Consider the following 17,402-nt stretch of genomic DNA (forward strand, 5'->3'; position numbering starts at 1 on the left):
GGCCCCCGGCCCCCGGCCACTACCCTGTGCCTCGTGACCACCGTTCGCCTGCCACTCTTCCCCCTGAACTCGGTGCTGTTCCCGGGACTCGTCCTCCCGCTGAACATCTTCGAGGAGCGTTATCGCGCCATGATGCACGAGCTGCTGAAGGCGGGCGAGGACGAACCGCGCCGATTCGCGGTCGTCGCGATCCGCGACGGCCGGGAGGTCGCCCCGACCTCGCCCGGCCTGCCGGACCAGACGTCCCTGCCCGAGCGCGGCCCGGCCGCCGGTTTCGGCGCGGATCCGATCCAGGCGTTCCACCGGGTGGGCTGCATCGCGGACGCGGCGTCGATCCGGGAGCGCGAGGACGGCAGCTTCGAGGTGATGGCGACCGGTACGGTCCGGGTCCGCCTGCTGTCGGTCGACGCGTCCGGGCCCTTCCTGACCGCGGAGCTGGAAGAGCTCCCGGAGGAGACCGGCGAGGGCGCGGGAGCGCTGGCGGAGGGCGTCCTGCGGGCGTTCCGCGCCTACCAGAAGCGGCTGGCGGGAGCCCGCGAGCGGTCCCTGACCGGCGTGGAGCTCCCCGACGAGCCGTCGGTGGTCTCGTACCTGGTCGCGGCGGCCGCGGTGCTGGACATCCCGGCGAAGCAGCGCCTGCTGCAGGCCCCGGACATCGCGACCCGCCTCGCGGAGGAGCTCAAACTGCTGCGCGCGGAGACGGCGGTCATCCGCCACCTCCCGTCGCTGCCGGCGGTGGACCTGACGCGCGCGCCCACGAGCCCGAACTGATGGCGAAGAAGAAGCCGGCGGGCACCCCGGCCATCGCGGCGCTGACGGCGGCGGGCACCGCGTTCACGGTCCACGCCTACGAGCACGACCCGGCGCACCCGTCCTACGGCGAGGAGGCGGCCCAGGCCCTCGGCGTCTCCCCGGCGCAGGTCTTCAAGACGCTGCTGGCCGACGTGGACGGCTCGCTGGTGGTGGCGGTGGTCCCGGTCTCGGGCAGCCTGGACCTCAAGGCGCTGGCCGCCGCGGTGGGCGGCAAGCGCGCGGCGATGGCCGACCCGGCGCTCGCGGAGCGCACCACCGGCTACGTGCTGGGCGGGATCTCGCCGCTGGGCCAGCGCAAGCGGCTCCGTACGGTGCTGGACGCGTCGGCCTCGGGCTTCCCGACGATCTGCGTGTCGGCGGGCCGCCGGGGCCTGGAGGTCGAGCTGGCCCCGTCGGACCTGGCCGCCCTGACGACGGCCTCGCTGTCCCCGATCGGCCGGCCCTAGAGGCCGTCTCTTCCGGAGCGTGTCGGCCCCCGCCCGCGTGCCGGGATCAGGGGCGCGGGGGCTCCTGCGGGGACCACTCCGCGGGACGCGGCGGGTCGGCGGGAGCGGGATCCGCGGGCGCCGCGCCGTCGGCCTGCGGCGGCGCCTGCGCCGCGTAGTGCTCCGGGGCCCAGGACAGCGACATGGCCGGCGCCGGATCGCGCGGTCCCCACAGGGCCGTCAGGGCCAGCTGGACGATCACCGCGGCCATGGGCCAGGCGAGCAGCGTCCCGTGCGCCATGAGCTCCAGCGGGGCGTCGAAGGGGACGCCCTTGCCCACCCGCCGGGCCACCGCGACCAGGTCCGCGGACGGCCCCAGCCACAGGCCCACGCGCCAGCCCACCAGCGCGGCGAACACCGAGCCGACGGCGAGCCCGATCACCTGCGGGACGCCGCCGCGGCGGCGCCACAGGAACACGGCCACCGCGCTCAGCACGCCGAACCCGGCCGACAGCAGGAAGAACGTGGAGTCCGCCCCGATCCGCGCCTCGCTCTCGGTGTTCTTCAGGAACACGGCCTCGCCGTTGGAGACGTACTGGACGCGGGGCGCCAGCCACGCCCACAGCAGGGCGAGCAGCACGCCGGACACGCCCACCACGAGGGTGATGGCGGCCCCGTCGCGGAGGTCTGCCGGGGACACGGCGGGCTCGGACGCGGGCGAAGCCGGCGGGAACGGCGGCTTGTCGGGCTGGTCATGAGAGGTCACGGCTTCGGTCACTCCCACATCGTGCCAGGTCTCGGACGAGGGGAGCCGACCGCCTTCGGCCTCAGCGGACCGCCGCCCGCCGGTACGCCCACGTCGCGACGGCGAGGGACAGGACGCCCACCGCCGCGCAGACGCCGAGGTCGAGGAGGACGGCCGCCCAGTCCGGGTGCGGTTCGAAGGTGCGGGCGAAGGCCTCCACCCCGTACGTGGACGGCAGCAGGTCCCGCGCCCACACGATGACCTCCGGCATCCGCTCGGGCGGCAGTACGCCCAGCAGCAGCGCCGCGGACATGCCGAGCTGTCCGGCCAGGGTGGCCAGCTCCTGACGCGGCGCGAGCAGCCCCAGTGCGGCGCCGAGCCCGGCGAGCGCGGCGCCGGCCAGCGGCACCACGGCGGCCAGGATCCACAGTCCGCTCATCGGCAGCCCGAACAGCACGCATCCGAAGACGGCCGTCACCAGTGTTCCCGGCAGCGTGAAGGAGGCGTACGCGGCGGCGGCGCCCAGCACCACCGAAGCGGGCGGCACCGGCAGGGTGGCGTAGTGGTCCAGGCCGCCGCTCGCCCTCAGCTGCCCGAAGTACTGCGCGAGCAGGTTGAGCGCGACGAAGGCGACGACGAGCACGGACGAGCCGGCGACGACGGCCCGCGCCTCCGAGCCGCCGTCGACCACGCCTCTCATCAGGATCATGATCCCGACGGACTGGAACGTGGCCACGAACAGCAGCGGGATGCGCGAGACCCGCGCCCGGGAGAGCTGCGCGCGGTAGACGGCGGCGAGCGCCGGGAAGAACCGCGCCCGCGGCGCCAGCGCGCCCTCGCCGCTCACGGCGGCGGGAGCGGCGGCGGTCGCGGCAGCGGTGGCTGCGGTCGCGGCGCTCACGCCTTCACCAGTCCCTTCGACGTACGCCCGCCCAGTGCGAGGTACACGTCCTCCAGGCTCGGCGTCGCCAGCGTGAAGTCGTCGAGGGCGGCGAAGGCGGGACCGCCGGTCACGGCGGCCACCGCCGCCCGCGCCTCGTCCTGCCCGAGCCGCAGCACCCAGCGGCGCCCGGATTCGACGGCCGCCCCGGCGAGCGCGGCGACCTCCGGGATCTGGAGCGGCGGCGCGGTGCGCCAGACGAGTTCCAGGCGGACCTCGTCGGAGACCTGGGCCTTGAGTCCGGCCGGCGTGTCGCAGGCGATGACCCGGCCCTGGTCGATGACGGCGACCCGGTCGAGGACGGTCTCCGCCTCGATGACGTTGTGGGTGACGAGCAGCACGGTGGCCCCCGTCTGCGCGCGGCGCCGGTCGACGGCGGCCCAGACGGCCCGCCGGGCCACGGGGTCCATGCCGGTCGTGGGCTCGTCGAGGACCAGCACGGGCCGCTCCCCGACCAGGGCCGCGGCGAAGCACGCGAGGCGCCGCTGGCCGCCGGAGAGCTTCTTCAGGGGCCGCCCGGCGATCCCGGTCAGCCCGAGCTCCTCCAGGACGGAGTCCCGCGCGGTCCGCGCCTCCCGAAGTCCCAGTCCGCGCAGCCGGCCGGTGGTCTCGGCGGCCAGCGAGACCGTGAGCTCGTCGAGGGCGGTGGATTCCTGCCCGAGGTAGGCGAGCAGCCGGCTCGCCCGTTCGGGGTGGCGCACGAGGTCGTGGCCGAGCAGGGTCACCGCGCCGGCGTCGGGCCGCATCAGTCCGGTGAGCTGGCGGACCAGGGTGGACTTGCCGGCGCCGTTGGGGCCGAGCAGGCCGAAGATCTCGCCGCGCCGCACGTCCAGGGAGATCCCGTCGGTGGCCCGGGTCTCGGGCAGGGCCGGGACTCCGCGCCGTCCCCGGACCGCGGGATACGTCTTGACCAGGTCACGCACCGCGCAGACCACGTCGGAGGCGAGTCCCGCGGCCGTTGCCGTGCCCGTTTCAGCCTGTGCTGTGCCCGTTCTCACGAGGGAGCAGCCTACGGGGTTGCCGCCCCTACTCGGCTGCCGGGGCGGCCGCGGCGGCGGCCACCGGCGCGGTCGGGGCCGCGGGGATCACCGGGGCACCCGGCGCCGCGGCGGAGGGCGGGCCGGTGGCGGCCAGGTGTTCGGCGGCGGCCCGTACGTCGATCTCGCGCCAGAAGCCGGCCCGGATGGCGTAGCGGTCGTGCTCGTCGATCTGGTCGTCCTTGTGGGCGAGGAGTCCGAACCGGGCGGCGTAGCGCAGCAGCTCCCCGTCGATCCGGTGCGGGATCCGCGGGTACATGGTGGCGAGTTTCTGCAGGTGCACGGTCTCCGGGAGCCGTTCCATCCAGCGCCGGGCGAACACCTGGCCGACCTCGAACGGGTCGCCGCCGACGGTGGTGATGTCCTCCTCGCGGTCCGCCCAGCGCTGCTCGGCGGAGGTGAGCTGGGCGAGGGTGGGCAGCGAGGCGGTCTCGGCGGGCTCGCCGAGCGGCCCGGCGCGGTCGATCCAGCCCTTGTCGGAGGACCAGCGCAGGGCGCTGGTCGCCGGGGGCGCCGGGTGCGCGGCCGGGGCCGCGGGCGCGGCGGCCGCCGCCGGGGGGCCGGGGGCGCGCAGGGCCCCGGCGAGGTCCTTGGGGGTGGGCACGGTCTTGCCGTGGGGGGCGGCCGACGCCGGGGCGGGGTCCGCGCCCTCCTCGGGCTCCGCGGGCGCGGGGGGCCCGGCGCCGTTGCCGCGGGCGGCTTCGGCGAGGGCCGCCTCGGGCAGGGGCGCGGAGAGGATGGCGGCGATCTCGGGGCCCGGGGCGGGGGCGGGGGCGCACAGGCCCGTGAGGTCGCGGGCGCGGACGGCCCGGGTGATCCACGTACGGTCCAGGACGCGGCGCTCGTCGGCTTCGGCGACGAGGTCCTCGGACTGGTTGTAGTCGCCGTCGGCGGCCTGGACGGCCCACAGGTGGACGGCGACCCCGTGTTCCTTCGCGGACATCAGGCCGGGCAGCAGGTCTCCGTCGCCGGTGACGAGCACGACGTCCGAGCAGGCGCGGTTGCGGGCCAGCTCGGTCAGCTCCGCGTGCATGGCGGCGTCGACGCCCTTCTGCGCCCAGCGGCCGTCGCTGCGGGTCAGGGCGCCGAGGCGGACGGTGACGCGGGGCATGACGCGCAGCCGGCGGTGTTCGGGCTGGGGCACCCGGTCGGGCGCTCCGTCGAACCAGTAGATCCGCAGGAGCGGCTGCGCGGTGTCGGCCTCGGCGCGCTCGCGCAGGCCCTGGATGAGCGCCGCATGGTCGACGGTGATGCGGGAACGGGAGGGCTCTCCCGCCAGAAGGCTCGCGGCGGCGCCCAGCAGATAGCCGGCGTCCACCAGGACGACGCAGCGGTCCACGCGTACCACCCTCTTCCCTGGGGGTCCTCTGTGTATTTCGCGGTTTCCCCGAGTCTGCCCGACGGCAAGGGCCTGGACGGCCGGAACTCGATCATCGGCGTGGCGTATCTCTCAGGGGCGGCCGGAGCGGGCACCGGCTACGCGGGGTAATGATCCAAAATGCGCCGTTTACTGGCGTGTGTGAGGGTGAAGGCGGTCCTGGCCCCTAGACCCTCACGGAGGTTCCCCCATGGCCAAGAACAAGAAGCAGAACAGGGATCAGCAGAAGTCCTCGTCCTCCGAGCGCGGCGGCGAGCAGTCCAGGGGTTCGTCGATGACGGATCAGGCGGAACAGCGGATCTCGCAGGCGACTCCCGCCGATATGGCCCGCAAGGGCCGCGAGAAGCGCTTCGGCCACAACTGACGCCTCCGTGCGGGCATGACGAAGGGCCCGCCCCGGTCGACCGGGGCGGGCCCTTCGCGCGCGGCATCCGCGCCGCGGTGGTTATCCGGCCAGGCAGGAGGGGCCGAGGAGCACCTTGAGGTCTCCGAAGAGCGCGGGGTCGGGCTTGACCCGGTGCTTGTCGAGGCGGAGCACGGTGGTGGTGCGCGGCCCCTGGAGCTTGATCCGCACCTCGCTGTTGCCGTGGTGGTGGCGCAGGATCTCACCCAGCCGGGTCACCATCGGCGGGGTGACCTTGACGGTCGGGATGGTGAGGACGACGGGGGCGTTGGTCCCGGCGGAGGACAGGTCGGGGACCATCATCTCCATCGCGACGAGCCGGGGCACGTCCTCGCGCTTGTCCAGGCGGCCCTTGACGAAGACGACGGTGTCCTCGACCAGCTGGGTGGAGACGAGCTGGTAGGTCGCGGGGAAGAACATGCACTCGATGGATCCGGCCAGGTCCTCGACGGTGGCGATGGCCCAGGCGTTGCCCTGCTTGGTCATCTTGCGCTGGAGGCCCGAGATGATGCCGCCGATGGTGACGACGGCGCCGTCTCCGTGCTCGCCGCCGGTGAGCTGGGAGATCCCGGCGTCCGTCTTGTCGGAGAGGACGTGCTCCAGGCCGAAGAGCGGGTGGTCGGATACGTAGAGGCCGAGCATCTCGCGTTCCTGGGCGAGCAGGTAGGCCTTCTCCCACTCGACGTCGGAGAACTCGACGTCGAGGCCGAAGCCGGGCTCGTCGCTCGCGCTCTCGTCACCCATGGCGCCGAAGAGGTCGAACTGTCCCTCGGCCTCCTTGCGCTTCACCGCGACGACGTTGTCGATCATCGGTTCGTGGTGGGCGACCAGTCCCTTGCGGGTGTGGCCCATCTCGTCGAAGGCGCCGGCCTTGATCAGGGACTCGACGGTGCGCTTGTTGCAGACGACCGCTTCGACCTTGTCCAGGAAGTCCGGGAAGGTGGAGTACTTCCCCTTGGCCTTCCTGGTCTTGATGATCGACTCGACAACGTTCGTGCCGACGTTGCGCACGGCGGTGAGGCCGAAGAGGATCACGTCGTCGCCCTGGGCGGCGAAGTTGGGCTCGGACTCGTTGACGTTCGGCGGGAGCACCTTGATGCCCATCCGGCGGCACTCGTTCAGGTAGATCGCGGACTTGTCCTTGTCGTCCTTGACCGAGGTGAGCAGGCCGGCCATGTACTCGGCCGGGAAGTTCGCCTTGAGGTAGGCGGTCCAGTAGGAGACCAGGCCGTACGCGGCCGAGTGGGCCTTGTTGAAGGCGTAGCCGGCGAAGGGGACCAGGACGTCCCACAGGGCCTGGATGGCCTTGTCGCTGTAGCCGTTCCCCCGGGCGCCCTCCTGGAAGATGGTGAAGTTCTTCGCCAGCTCCTCGGGCTTCTTCTTGCCCATCACGCGGCGCAGGATGTCGGCCTCGCCGAGCGAGTACCCGGCGATGATCTGGGCGGCCTTCTGCACCTGCTCCTGGTAGACGATCAGGCCGTAGGTGACCGCGAGCACCTCTTCGAGGGGCTTCTCCAGATCCGGGTGGATCGGGGTGATCTCCTGCTGCTTGTTCTTGCGCAGGGCGTAGTTCGTGTGCGAGTTCATGCCCATCGGGCCCGGCCGGTACAGGGCCGAGACGGCGGAGATGTCCTCGAAGTTGTCGGGCTTCATCAGGCGCAGCAGGGAGCGCATGGGCCCGCCGTCGAACTGGAAGACGCCGAGGGTGTCGCCGCGGCCGAGCAGTTCGAAGGTCTTGGGGTCGTCGAGCGGGAGGCCGAGGAGATCGATGTCGATCCCCTTGTTGGCCTTCACCATCTTGACGGCGTCGTCCATGATCGTGAGGTTGCGCAGGCCGAGGAAGTCCATCTTCAGCAGGCCGAGCGATTCGCAGCTCGGGTAGTCCCACTGGGTGATGGTGACCCCGTCGGAGTGGCGGACCCAGACCGGCACGTGGTCGGTGATGGTCTCGCTGGACATGATCACGCCGGCCGCGTGCACGCCCATCTGGCGGACCAGGCCCTCGACGCCCATGGCGGTGTCGATGACCTTCTTGACGTCCGGCTCGTTCTCGTACATCCCGCGGATCTCGCCGGCCTCGCCGTAGCGCGGGTGCTTCGGGTCGAGGATGCCGGAGAGCGGGATGCCCTTGCCGAGGACGTCGGCGGGCATGGCCTTGGTGAGCCGGTCGCCCATGGCGTACGGGTAGCCCAGGACGCGCGCGGAGTCCTTGATCGCGTTCTTCGCCTTGATGGTGCCGTAGGTGCCGATCATGGCGACCTTGTCGGCGCCGTACTTCTCGGTCACGTACCGGATCACCTCGACGCGCCTGCGCTCGTCGAAGTCGATGTCGACATCGGGCATGGAGACGCGCTCGGGGTTCAGGAAGCGCTCGAAGATCAGGCCGTGGGTGATCGGGTCGAGGTCGGTGATGCCCATGGCGTACGCGACGATCGAGCCGGCCGCGGAGCCTCGGCCGGGGCCGACCGCGATGCCCTGGTTCTTGGCCCACATGATGAAGTCGGCGACCACGAGGAAGTAGCCGGGGAAGCCCATCGAGATGATCGTGTCCATCTCGTACTCGGCCTGCTTCATCCGGTCGTCCGGGATGCCCCCGGGGTAGCGGCGCTGCATGCCCCGCATGGTCTCCTCGCGGAACCAGGTGACCTCGGTGTAGCCGTCCGGGATGTCGAACTTCGGCATCAGGTTCCGGAACTGGAACATGCCCTCGGTCTCGATCTGGTCCGCGACCAGCCTCGTGTTGGCGCAGCCCTCCTGCCAGGCGTCCGAGGAGTCGACGGCGTACATCTCCTCCGTGGACTTCAGGTAGTAGCCGGTGCCGTCGAAGCGGAAGCGGTCCGGGTCCGAGAGGTTCTTGCCGGTCTGGATGCAGAGCAGGGCGTCGTGGGCGCCGGCCTCGCTCGCGTAGGTGTAGTGGGAGTCGTTCGTCACCAGCGGCGGGATGCCGAGCTTCTTGCCGATCTCCAGCAGGCCGTCGCGGACCCGGCGCTCGATCTCGATGCCGTGGTCCATCAGCTCCAGGAAGTAGCGGCCCTTGCCGAAGATGTCCTGGTACTCGGAGGCGGCCTTCAGGGCCTCGTCGAACTGGCCCAGGCGCAGCCGGGTCTGCAGCTCGCCGGAGGGGCAGCCGGTGGAGGCGATCAGGCCCTCCGACCACTTGCCGATGGTCTCCTTGTCCATGCGCGGCCACTTGGTGAGCCAGCCCTCGGCGTACGCGTCGGAGGACAGCCGGAAGAGGTTGTTCAGGCCGGTGGCGTTCGCCGCCCAGATCGTCTTGTGCGTGTAGCCGCCGGAACCGGACACGTCGTCGCGCTTCTGGTGGGGCTGGCCCCACTGGATGCGGCGCTTGTTGCGCCGGGACTCCGGGGCGACGTAGGCCTCGATCCCGATGATCGGGGTGATTCCGGCCTTCTTCGCGGTGTGGAAGAAGTCGTACGCCCCGTGCAGGTTGCCGTGGTCGGACATGGCGATGTGGCTCATGCCCATCTCGCCGCACGCGTTGAACATGTCCTTCAGCCGCGCGGCACCGTCCAGCAGGGAGTACTGGGTGTGGACGTGCAGGTGCGTGAACGGCGTCTTGGTCACGGTGGGGGCCTCCGGAGGGGAGAGAGGGGCGGCAGCTACGAATCCTACGTCTCCCGAGTGACAGATCACGGGCACCGGCGGGTACGGTCATGCGTTGCAGAGTCAGAGAGGCGGGACGTCCGTCCGGCCCCTCCGGCTCGATGAGTGATCCACCCCGCGCCACCTGGAGGCACCCGCCATGGCGGTTCCCGAATCGACCGACGAGCAGCGCGCCGAGCAGATACTCGACGTGTTCGACATCGCGTTCGGTGAGCTGATCACCGCCGACCCGACGGCCTTCCAGGTCAAGTTCCGGAAGATGGCCGCCTCCGCGTTCGCCTTCTACCGGGGCACCGCCTGCCTCTTCTACGCGGACCTGGAGCGCGAGCGGCACGGCGGCCCGTACCTGGACGAGCGCACCGGCCGGGTGTGGATCCACGGCGATCTGCACGCCGAGAACTTCGGCACCTACATGGACGCCAACGGCCGGCTGGTCTTCAACGTCAACGACTTCGACGAGGCCTACGTCGGCCCGTTCACCTGGGACCTGAAGCGGTTCGCCGCCTCCGTCGCCCTGATCGGCTACACCAAGGCCCTCAGCGACGACCAGATCAGCGAGCTCGTGCGGACCTACGCGGCGGCCTACCGCGAGCGCATCCACGCGCTGGCCACCGGTGCGAAGAACGAGGAGGTCCCCTCCTTCACCCTGGACACCGCCGACGGCCCGCTGCTGGACGCCCTGCGCGCGGCCCGCAGCCGCACCCGCTTCTCCCTCCTCGACTCGATGACCGAGATCCGCGACTACGAGCGCCGCTTCTCCCCCGGGCCCGGCACCATCGAGCTCGACGCGGCCACCCGGTACAAGGTGCTCGCCGCCTTCGACGGCTACCTGGAGACGCTGCCCGACGAGTCCCTGGTCCGGCCCGACTCCTACCGGGTCAAGGACGTGGTGGGCCGCCGGGGCGTCGGGATCGGCTCGGCCGGCCTGCCCTCGTACAACATCCTGCTGGAGGGGCACAGCGACGCCCTGGAGAACGATGTCGTGATCTACCTCAAGCAGGCGCAGACCCCGGCCGTGTCCCGGCACATCACCGACCGGGCGGTGCGCGAGTACTTCCAGCACGAAGGACACCGCACGGTGATCTCGCAGCGGGCGCTGCAGGCGCACGCCGACCCGTGGCTGGGCTGGACCGAGCTGGACGGGTCCGGGCAGCTGGTGGCGGAGGTCTCCCCGTACGCGGTGGACCTGGACTGGTCGGACCTGGACGACCCGGAGGAGATCGCGGCCGTGGTCGCGGACCTGGGCCGGGCGACGGCGACCATGCACGGCGCGGCGGACGAGCAGCAGAGCGGCCAGACCCTGGTCCCCTTCTCCACGGAGCGGGCCATCGACGCGGCCATCGCCGCCGACGAGGAGGGCTTCGCGGAGCTGCTGGTGGACTTCGCCCACGCCTACGGGGCGCGGGCGCGGGCCGACCACCAGATCTTCGTGGACCTCTTCCGCAACGGCCGCATCACGCCGTAGGTCCGCGCACCGGCCGCCCTGCCCGGCCTCCCGCGGCCGGGCCACGGGCGGCCGGGCCACGGGCGACGAATGGTGCAAACCCCTCTGAAAGGGATGCCCGGTGCCCGGATCGGGACCTGCGGCTCCTCGCCCACAGGGACGCATGGCACACTCGCGGCGATGGACATATCCGGGGTAGGGCTACGAGGGCTGCGGGCCGCGCTGTTCAGCGCGTTCGTCGTGCTGCTCTCGGCCGGCTCGCACATCCTGATGTCCCGGGTGCCGCTGCCTCCCGCCCTGGTGGGCGGGTCCTTCGCCACCGTGTTCGCGATCGCCTACGCGCTGGCCGGGCGCGAGCGGGGCCTCGGCCCCATCGCCGGGCTGCTCGTCCCGCTGGAGCTGGCCGCCGACACCGTCTTCAACGCCGGCCAGCACCTCTGCTACGGACCCGCCGGCGGCCCCGTCTCGGGCCCCTTGCACGCCCTCGGCCTGGCCGGCCTGTGCGGCGGTACGCCGGTGGGCGGGCCGCTGGCCCGGGCGGGCGAGGCCGCCGACCCGGTGGCGCTGCTGGCCGCGCCCGGACCGTGGACGCCCTGGCTGCTGCTGGGCGCGCACGTCTCGGTCGGACTGCTCGCCTCGGTGTGGCTGCGGCACGGCGAGCGGGCGCTGGGCCGGCTGCTGAGCGCGGCGGCCGCCTCCGCCGTCCGGCCGCTGCGGCTGGCCGCCGCCCGGGTGGCCGGCGCCTTCGCACCGGCGGTGCGGGCGGCGCGGCCGACGCTCCCGGGCACGGGGCACCGTACGCGGTTCCCGGCGCACTCCGTGGGACGGCGGGGACCTCCTCGCACACCCGGCGCGCTCGCTCGCGCCTGACGTACGCGGACAGTTCCCCCCTTTCACCCGGCTCCCGTCCGGGGCGACATTCCACGGAGATCACCATGAGTGCACGCAACAGCCAGGCGAACAAGGCCGCCGCCCGCGAGAAGCTGCGCGCCGAGCGCGAGAAGCAGGCCAAGAAGGCCAAGGCCCGCCGTCAGGTGTTCGTGGCCGCCGGTGTCGTCGGCGCCCTCGCCCTGGCGGGCGGCGTCGGCTACCTGGTCGTGCAGGCCAACAAGCCCAGCGAGTGGGAGAAGGCGGCCGACGCGGCCCTGGTCCAGCCGAAGAACACCACGGGCGAGAACGGCACCACCGTGGTCATAGGCAAGGCCGAGGCCAAGAAGACCCTGGAGCTGTACGAGGACTCGCGCTGCCCGATCTGCGCGACCTTCGAGCAGGCGGTCGGCGCGCAGGTCAAGACGGACATCGATGCCGGCAAGTACAAGATCCAGTACATCGGCGCCACCTTCCTCGACAAGGGCTTCCCGGGCAGCGGCTCGAAGAACGCCCTGAGCGCGCTGGGCGCGGCCCTCAACGTCAGCCCCGAGGCCTTCCTGGAGTACAAGACGGCCCTCTACTCCGCGGCGAACCACCCGGAGGAGAAGGACGACAAGTTCGCCAAGGACGACTACCTGCTGTCCGTCGCGGACCAGGTCCCGGCGCTCAAGGACAACGCCGCGTTCAAGAAGGACGTCACGGAGGGCACGTACAACCGCTGGGCCCTGGAGATGTCCAAGGCCTTCGACAAGAGCGGTGTGACGGGCACGCCCACCCTGAAGATGGACGGCAAGAAGATCGACCCGCTGCCGCAGTCCCCCGAGGCGTTCACGGCGGCGATCGACAAGGCCATCGCCGGCTGAGGCACCCTCCCCGCCGGGCGGCGGACGCACTGAGAGGCCTGCGGGCCGACGGGCGGGCGAACTCCTCGAGTTCGCCCGCCCGTTGCTTTCGCGGGCTGTTCCGGACGCCATACCCGTCGGTAATATGATGATCCGTGACCAGTCAACTCTCCTCCCCCGCACCCGAGTCGGCCCCCGAGCCGGCTCCTCGCCGCCGCACGGTCGTGCTGGCCGCCGCCGCCACGGCGGCGCTCGCCCCGATGACCGCGCTGGCCGCCGGCACCGCCCGGGCCGCCACGGCCGCGGCCGCCGCCCCCGCCTTCCTGCACGGCGTCGCCTCCGGCGACCCGCTCCCCGACGGAATCCTGCTGTGGACCCGCGTGACCCCCGCCGACGGAGCCGTACCGGGCTCCGGCCTGGGCCCGGCGACCGCGGTGGACTGGGAGATCGCCGAGGACAAGGCCTTCTCCCGGATCGTCGCGCGGGGTTCCGTCACCGCGAGCGCCGCCTCCGACCACACCGTCAAGGCCGACGTACGAGGGCTGCGGCCGCAGACGGCGTACTGGTACCGGTTCAGCGCGGGCGGCGCCGCCTCCCCGGTCGGGCGCACCCGCACCGCGCCGGCCGCCGAGACCACCACCGCCGGGGTCCGCTTCGGCGTGGTCTCCTGCGCCAACTGGGAGTCCGGCTACTTCTCGGCGTACCGCCACCTGGCCGCCCGGTCGGACCTGGACGCGGTCCTGCACCTGGGCGACTACATCTACGAGTACAAGACCGGCGGCTACCCCGAGGCGAAGTACGTCGTGCGGCAGCACCAGCCGACGCACGAGATCCTCACGCTGGCCGACTACCGCACCCGCCACGGCGCGTACAAGACGGACCCGGACCTGCAGGCCCTGCACCACGCCCACCCGGTCATCGCGATCTGGGACGACCACGAGATAGCCAACGACGCCTGGTCCGGCGGCGCCGAGAACCACGATCCGGCCACCGAGGGCGAGTTCGCGGCCCGCGCGGCCGCCGCCCGCCGCGCGTACTTCGAGTGGATGCCCGTCCGCACCTCCACCGAGGGCACCGTCTACCGCCGGCTGCGCTTCGGCACCCTCGCCGACCTGCACCTGCTGGACCTGCGCACCTTCCGCTCGCAGCAGGCGGCCATCGGCAGCGGCGCGGTGGACGACCCGGAGCGCACGCTCACCGGCCGGGCGCAGCTGGACTGGCTGAAGGCCGGGCTGGCGGGCTCGCAGGCGACCTGGAAGCTGGTGGGCACCTCGGTGATGATCTCGCCGGTGGCCTTCGGCTCGCTGCCGGCGCACCTGCTGGAGCCGCTCACGGAGCTGCTCGGCCTGCCGCAGGGCGGGCTCGCGATCAACGTGGACCAGTGGGACGGGTACACGGACGACCGCAAGGAGCTGCTGGGCCACCTGACGGACCGCGGGATCCGCAACACCGTGTTCCTGACGGGCGACATCCACATGGCGTGGGCGAACGACGTGCCGGTGACGGCGGCCACCTATCCGTGGTCGCGGTCGGCGGGCGTGGAGTTCGTGGTGACCTCGGTGACCTCCGACAACATCGACGACCTGCTGCACGTGCCCGCGGACACGGCCTCACTGGTCGCGGAGGCGGCGATCAAGGCCGCCAACCGGCACGTGAAGTGGCTGGACATGGACGCCCACGGATACGGGGTCCTGGACGTGACGGCCGAGCGCTCGCAGATGGACTACTACGCGGTCTCCGACAAGCGCCGCCAGGACGCCACCAGCGCCTGGCAGCGCTCCTACCGGACGCTGAACGGTACGCAGAAGGTGGAGCGGGCCGACCAGCCGGTGCGCTGACACCCCGTCAAATTTCCTGCCAGGAGGGGCATCTGGTGCAGACCAGGTGCCCCTTCGCCATCAGAAGCAACAAATCTTTTACGTACAGCCCTTGACCTCTTTATGTCATGCACACGTAAGCTTCGCGCCAACGTGACGAGATCCTTCCCGTCATACCCCCCACTCGCGAGGAGCACACGTGCGCGCTCTTGCCCGCATATCCCCCCTTCTCCGCCGCGGCATCATGGGCTCCGCCCTGCTGGCCGGCACCCTGGCGTTCGCCCCGCTGACGGCCCCCACCACCGTCGCCGCCGCAGCCGCCGCCAAGACCCCGGCCGAGGCCTGCGCCGAACAGGCCACGGGCGCGTCCGCGAACGCCCGTGCCGCCCGTCCCAAGGACGCGCACGCCGCCGACGCCAACGAGCTCACGGACGCCCAGGCCAAGGCCATGGACGCCGACCTGGCGAAGAAGCTCGCCGCGGCGAACGCCATGAACCAGGGCCTGCAGGCCGCCCCGTCGGCCGCCGCGGCGACCACCACGATCCCGGTGTACGTGCACGTCATCACCTCCGGCACCACCGGAAACCTGACGGCCGCGCAGATCAACAGCCAGATCTCGGTCCTCAACGCCGCCTACGCGGGCCAGGGCACCGGAAACGTCAACTCCGGCTTCCAGTTCTCCCTCGCCGGGACCGACTACACGAACAACTCCACCTGGTACAACGTCTCGGACGGCACCACCGCCGAGAAGAACATGAAGAACGCCCTGCGCAAGGGCGGCAAGAACGCGCTGAACCTCTACACCGCCAACCTCGGCGGCGGGCTGCTCGGCTGGGCCACCTTCCCCAGCTCCTACGCCTCCCAGCCCAAGATGGACGGCGTGGTCATCCTCAACTCGTCGATCCCCGGCGGCTCGGCCACCAACTACAACCAGGGCGACACCGCCACCCACGAGGTCGGCCACTGGCTCGGCCTCTACCACACCTTCCAGGGCGGCTGCTCGGGCAGCGGCGACTCGGTCTCCGACACCCCGGCGGAGAAGAGCGCGGCCTTCGAGTGCCCGACCGGCCGTGACACCTGCACGGCGAGCGGCGTCGACCCGATCCACAACTTCATGGACTACACGTACGACTCCTGCATGTACCAGTTCACCGCGGGCCAGGTGGCCCGCATGCAGAGCATGTGGACGGCGTACCGCGCCTGACGCACCACCGCATCACCGCGCCACCGCATCACCGCTCTGACGCACGCATGACGACGGGGCCCCTCGAGAGGGGCCCCGTCCGCGCGTTCCGCTACAGGCTGTCGAGGAAGCCGAGGGCGACCGTCCAGGCCTGCTCGGCGGCCTCGGCGTCGTAGTCGTCCAGGCCCGGGTCGGTGAACAGGTGCCCGGCTCCCGGGTAGCTGTGGACCTCCACGTCCGCCCCGGCCCGCCGCATCCGCAGGTACCAGGCGGTCAGCCAGTCGTGCGGCTCGAACGGATCCGGGTCCGCGATGTGCAGCTGCACCGGCAGCTCGTCGACCGCGGCGTCCTCCTCCAGGTCGGCCGTCCCGTGCAGGAGCAGCAGCCCGCGCGCCTTCTCGTCGGCGAGCGCCAGGTGCTGGGCGATCGAACCGCCGAAGGAGAAGCCGGCGTAGACCAGCCCCTGGTCGGAGTAGGGGGCCGAGGCCAGCACCGCGCGCTTGAGCAGCTCGTCACGGCCGATCTCGTCCTGGTGGGCCATGCCCTCCTCGACGGTCTCGAAGGTGCGTCCCTCGAAGAGATCCGGCACCTGGACCTGGTGCCCGGCCGCGCGCAGCCGGTCGGCCGCCTCCCGCACCGCGGGCCGCAGCCCATAGGTCGAGTGGAAAAGCATGATGTTCATGCCTCCATCGTGCCAGCTCCCGTGGACGCCTCCGGCTACGTTGGCCTCCGTGGACACGGACTCCCTCCTGCGCCCGGTCGCGGTCGCCGCGGGCACCCTGGCCGTCACGCTGATCGCGGGCTGGCTGCTGGACCTGCTGCTGCGCCGCGCCGACGCCCGGCACAGCGAGACCCCGCTGTGGGGGCTGCTGCGCCGCTGCCGCCCGCCGTTCCTGCTGGTCCTGGCCGCCTCGCTGCTCCAGGGCGTGCACCGCCGCCGGGACGGCTGGGGCCAGGCACTGACCCTGGTCCTGATCGCCGCGGCCGCGTGGCTGCTCGTGCGCATCACCACGGCCGTCGTGGACTCCGTCTACGCCCGGTACGCCGCCGACCACCCCGACGAGGCCCGTGTCCGCCGGGTCCGCACCCAGGTCACGCTGATCCACCGGGTGGTCACGGCGGTGGTGATCGTGGTGGCCGCCGGCGCGATGCTGCTCACGTTCCCCGAGATGCGGGCGGTCGGCGCCTCGATGCTGGCCTCCGCGGGCGTCCTCGGCATCGTGGCGGGCATCGCGGCCCAGTCCGCGCTCGGCAACCTCTTCGCCGGACTCCAGATCGCCTTCGGCGACACCGTCCGGATCGGCGACACGGTGGTCGTGGACAAGGAGTGGGGCAGGGTCGAGGAGATCACCCTGACCTTCCTCACCGTCCGCACCTGGGACGAGCGCCGGATCACGATGCCGGTGTCGTACTTCACGAGCAAGCCCTACGAGAACTGGTCGCGCGGCGGTGCGCAGATGACGGGCACGGTGTTCTGGCACCTGGACCACAGCGCCCCGGTGGCCCTGATGCGCGAGCAGCTCCCCCGGATCCTGGAGGACATCCCGGAATGGGACGGCCGCGCCGCCTCCCTGGCCGTCACGGACACCACCCCTCACACGGTCCTGGTCCGCGCGGTGGTCACGGCGAAGGACTCCGACGACATCTGGACGGTCCGCTGCGCGGTCCGCGAGCGCCTGATCACCTGGCTGACGGACCACCACCCCTACGCCCTCCCCCGCATCACCACCTCCGCGGCCGTCCCTCCGCCGGACGGTTCCGGCCCCGCCGGCGCCTGAGGCGCGGGCCGCGGGTCCGGGCGCCGCACCCGTCGGAGGCCGCCTCGCGGCGGCGGCCGGGAAGGACCGGGGCGGCGGCCCCGCGACGGCCCCCGCGGGATCC

At 72.1% G+C, this 17,402-nt stretch carries 15 protein-coding genes; 9 read left to right on the forward strand and 6 right to left on the reverse strand.

Annotated features, from left to right (window positions below; genetic code table 11):
* Positions 1 to 33: 33 nt before the first annotated feature.
* Both ACWF9Z_RS20280 and ybaK read left to right on the forward strand, forming a co-directional pair.
* Complete coding sequence (locus ACWF9Z_RS20280) at positions 34 to 771, forward strand: LON peptidase substrate-binding domain-containing protein (protein WP_453603891.1); 738 nt, start codon at positions 34 to 36, stop codon at positions 769 to 771.
* Positions 771 to 1,259, forward strand: a complete 489-nt coding sequence (gene ybaK / locus ACWF9Z_RS20285) for a Cys-tRNA(Pro) deacylase (RefSeq protein ID WP_453603892.1) — start codon at positions 771 to 773, stop codon at positions 1,257 to 1,259. The genes ACWF9Z_RS20280 and ybaK overlap by 1 nt, the downstream gene beginning before the upstream one ends.
* 46 nt (positions 1,260 to 1,305) lie before the next feature.
* Here the strand turns inward: ybaK and ACWF9Z_RS20290 are convergent, their stop codons facing one another.
* From ACWF9Z_RS20290 to ACWF9Z_RS20305, 4 genes are read right to left on the reverse strand one after another with little or no spacing between them, the layout of a single operon-like run.
* The gene (locus ACWF9Z_RS20290) at positions 1,306 to 2,016 is read right to left on the reverse strand and encodes a hypothetical protein (protein WP_453603894.1); all 711 of its coding nucleotides are present in this window, start codon (positions 2,014 to 2,016) and stop codon (positions 1,306 to 1,308) included.
* A 49-nt stretch (positions 2,017 to 2,065) separates the two neighbouring features.
* Positions 2,066 to 2,830 carry an ABC transporter permease gene (locus ACWF9Z_RS20295; protein ID WP_453603933.1) on the reverse strand — a complete coding sequence of 255 codons (765 nt, stop codon included), beginning with the start codon at positions 2,828 to 2,830 and terminating at the stop codon, positions 2,066 to 2,068.
* Positions 2,831 to 2,880: 50 nt separating this feature from the next.
* The gene (locus tag ACWF9Z_RS20300; RefSeq protein ID WP_453603896.1) at positions 2,881 to 3,921 is read right to left on the reverse strand and encodes an ABC transporter ATP-binding protein; all 1,041 of its coding nucleotides are present in this window, start codon (positions 3,919 to 3,921) and stop codon (positions 2,881 to 2,883) included.
* Between the two features lie 28 nt (positions 3,922 to 3,949).
* A complete protein-coding gene (locus ACWF9Z_RS20305) occupies positions 3,950 to 5,308 on the reverse strand; it encodes an NYN domain-containing protein (RefSeq protein ID WP_453603897.1) in 1,359 nt (452 codons plus the stop codon).
* Between the two features lie 220 nt (positions 5,309 to 5,528).
* Between ACWF9Z_RS20305 and ACWF9Z_RS20310 the strand changes: the two genes are divergently transcribed.
* Complete coding sequence (locus ACWF9Z_RS20310) at positions 5,529 to 5,702, forward strand: hypothetical protein (protein WP_453603899.1); 174 nt, start codon at positions 5,529 to 5,531, stop codon at positions 5,700 to 5,702.
* Positions 5,703 to 5,783: 81 nt separating this feature from the next.
* Here ACWF9Z_RS20310 and dnaE read toward each other — a convergent pair whose 3' ends face one another.
* Entirely contained in the window at positions 5,784 to 9,326 is a 3,543-nt protein-coding gene (gene dnaE, locus ACWF9Z_RS20315; RefSeq protein ID WP_453603901.1) for a DNA polymerase III subunit alpha, read from the reverse strand.
* A gap of 178 nt (positions 9,327 to 9,504) precedes the next feature.
* Here dnaE and ACWF9Z_RS20320 point away from each other — a divergent pair, with 178 nt between their 5' ends.
* From ACWF9Z_RS20320 to ACWF9Z_RS20340, 5 genes are all read left to right on the forward strand, one after another.
* Positions 9,505 to 10,830, forward strand: coding sequence for a DUF2252 domain-containing protein (locus ACWF9Z_RS20320; protein ID WP_453603903.1), 1,326 nt, complete (start codon positions 9,505 to 9,507; stop codon positions 10,828 to 10,830).
* A 159-nt stretch (positions 10,831 to 10,989) separates the two neighbouring features.
* Entirely contained in the window at positions 10,990 to 11,679 is a 690-nt protein-coding gene (locus ACWF9Z_RS20325) for a hypothetical protein (RefSeq protein ID WP_453603905.1), read from the forward strand.
* A 65-nt stretch (positions 11,680 to 11,744) separates the two neighbouring features.
* Positions 11,745 to 12,542 carry a DsbA family protein gene (locus ACWF9Z_RS20330; RefSeq protein ID WP_453603906.1) on the forward strand — a complete coding sequence of 266 codons (798 nt, stop codon included), beginning with the start codon at positions 11,745 to 11,747 and terminating at the stop codon, positions 12,540 to 12,542.
* A gap of 134 nt (positions 12,543 to 12,676) precedes the next feature.
* A complete protein-coding gene (locus ACWF9Z_RS20335) occupies positions 12,677 to 14,359 on the forward strand; it encodes an alkaline phosphatase D family protein (protein ID WP_453603908.1) in 1,683 nt (560 codons plus the stop codon).
* A 223-nt stretch (positions 14,360 to 14,582) separates the two neighbouring features.
* Positions 14,583 to 15,542, forward strand: a complete 960-nt coding sequence (locus tag ACWF9Z_RS20340) for a zinc metalloprotease (RefSeq protein WP_453603934.1) — start codon at positions 14,583 to 14,585, stop codon at positions 15,540 to 15,542.
* 91 nt (positions 15,543 to 15,633) lie between these two features.
* Here ACWF9Z_RS20340 and ACWF9Z_RS20345 read toward each other — a convergent pair whose 3' ends face one another.
* Positions 15,634 to 16,203 carry a dienelactone hydrolase family protein gene (locus tag ACWF9Z_RS20345; protein ID WP_453603910.1) on the reverse strand — a complete coding sequence of 190 codons (570 nt, stop codon included), beginning with the start codon at positions 16,201 to 16,203 and terminating at the stop codon, positions 15,634 to 15,636.
* Here ACWF9Z_RS20345 and ACWF9Z_RS20350 point away from each other — a divergent pair.
* Positions 16,202 to 17,299, forward strand: coding sequence for a mechanosensitive ion channel family protein (locus ACWF9Z_RS20350; RefSeq protein WP_453603911.1), 1,098 nt, complete (start codon positions 16,202 to 16,204; stop codon positions 17,297 to 17,299). The two genes, ACWF9Z_RS20345 and ACWF9Z_RS20350, sit on opposite strands and share 2 nt — an antisense overlap.
* Positions 17,300 to 17,402: the final 103 nt, after the last annotated feature.

It is taken from the genome of Streptomyces sp. NPDC054961 (assembly GCF_053609145.1).

Coding starts and splice junctions, on each gene's coding strand:
- ybaK (WP_453603892.1), top strand. CDS start 771: ATGGCGAAGAAGAAGCCGGCGGGCACCCCGGCCATCGCGGCGCTGACG.
- ACWF9Z_RS20310 (WP_453603899.1), top strand. CDS start 5,529: ATGGCCAAGAACAAGAAGCAGAACAGGGATCAGCAGAAGTCCTCGTCC.
- ACWF9Z_RS20345 (WP_453603910.1), bottom strand. CDS start 16,203: ATGAACATCATGCTTTTCCACTCGACCTATGGGCTGCGGCCCGCGGTG.
- ACWF9Z_RS20350 (WP_453603911.1), top strand. CDS start 16,202: ATGCCTCCATCGTGCCAGCTCCCGTGGACGCCTCCGGCTACGTTGGCC.
- ACWF9Z_RS20325 (WP_453603905.1), top strand. CDS start 10,990: ATGGACATATCCGGGGTAGGGCTACGAGGGCTGCGGGCCGCGCTGTTC.
- ACWF9Z_RS20330 (WP_453603906.1), top strand. CDS start 11,745: ATGAGTGCACGCAACAGCCAGGCGAACAAGGCCGCCGCCCGCGAGAAG.
- ACWF9Z_RS20320 (WP_453603903.1), top strand. CDS start 9,505: ATGGCGGTTCCCGAATCGACCGACGAGCAGCGCGCCGAGCAGATACTC.
- ACWF9Z_RS20340 (WP_453603934.1), top strand. CDS start 14,583: ATGGGCTCCGCCCTGCTGGCCGGCACCCTGGCGTTCGCCCCGCTGACG.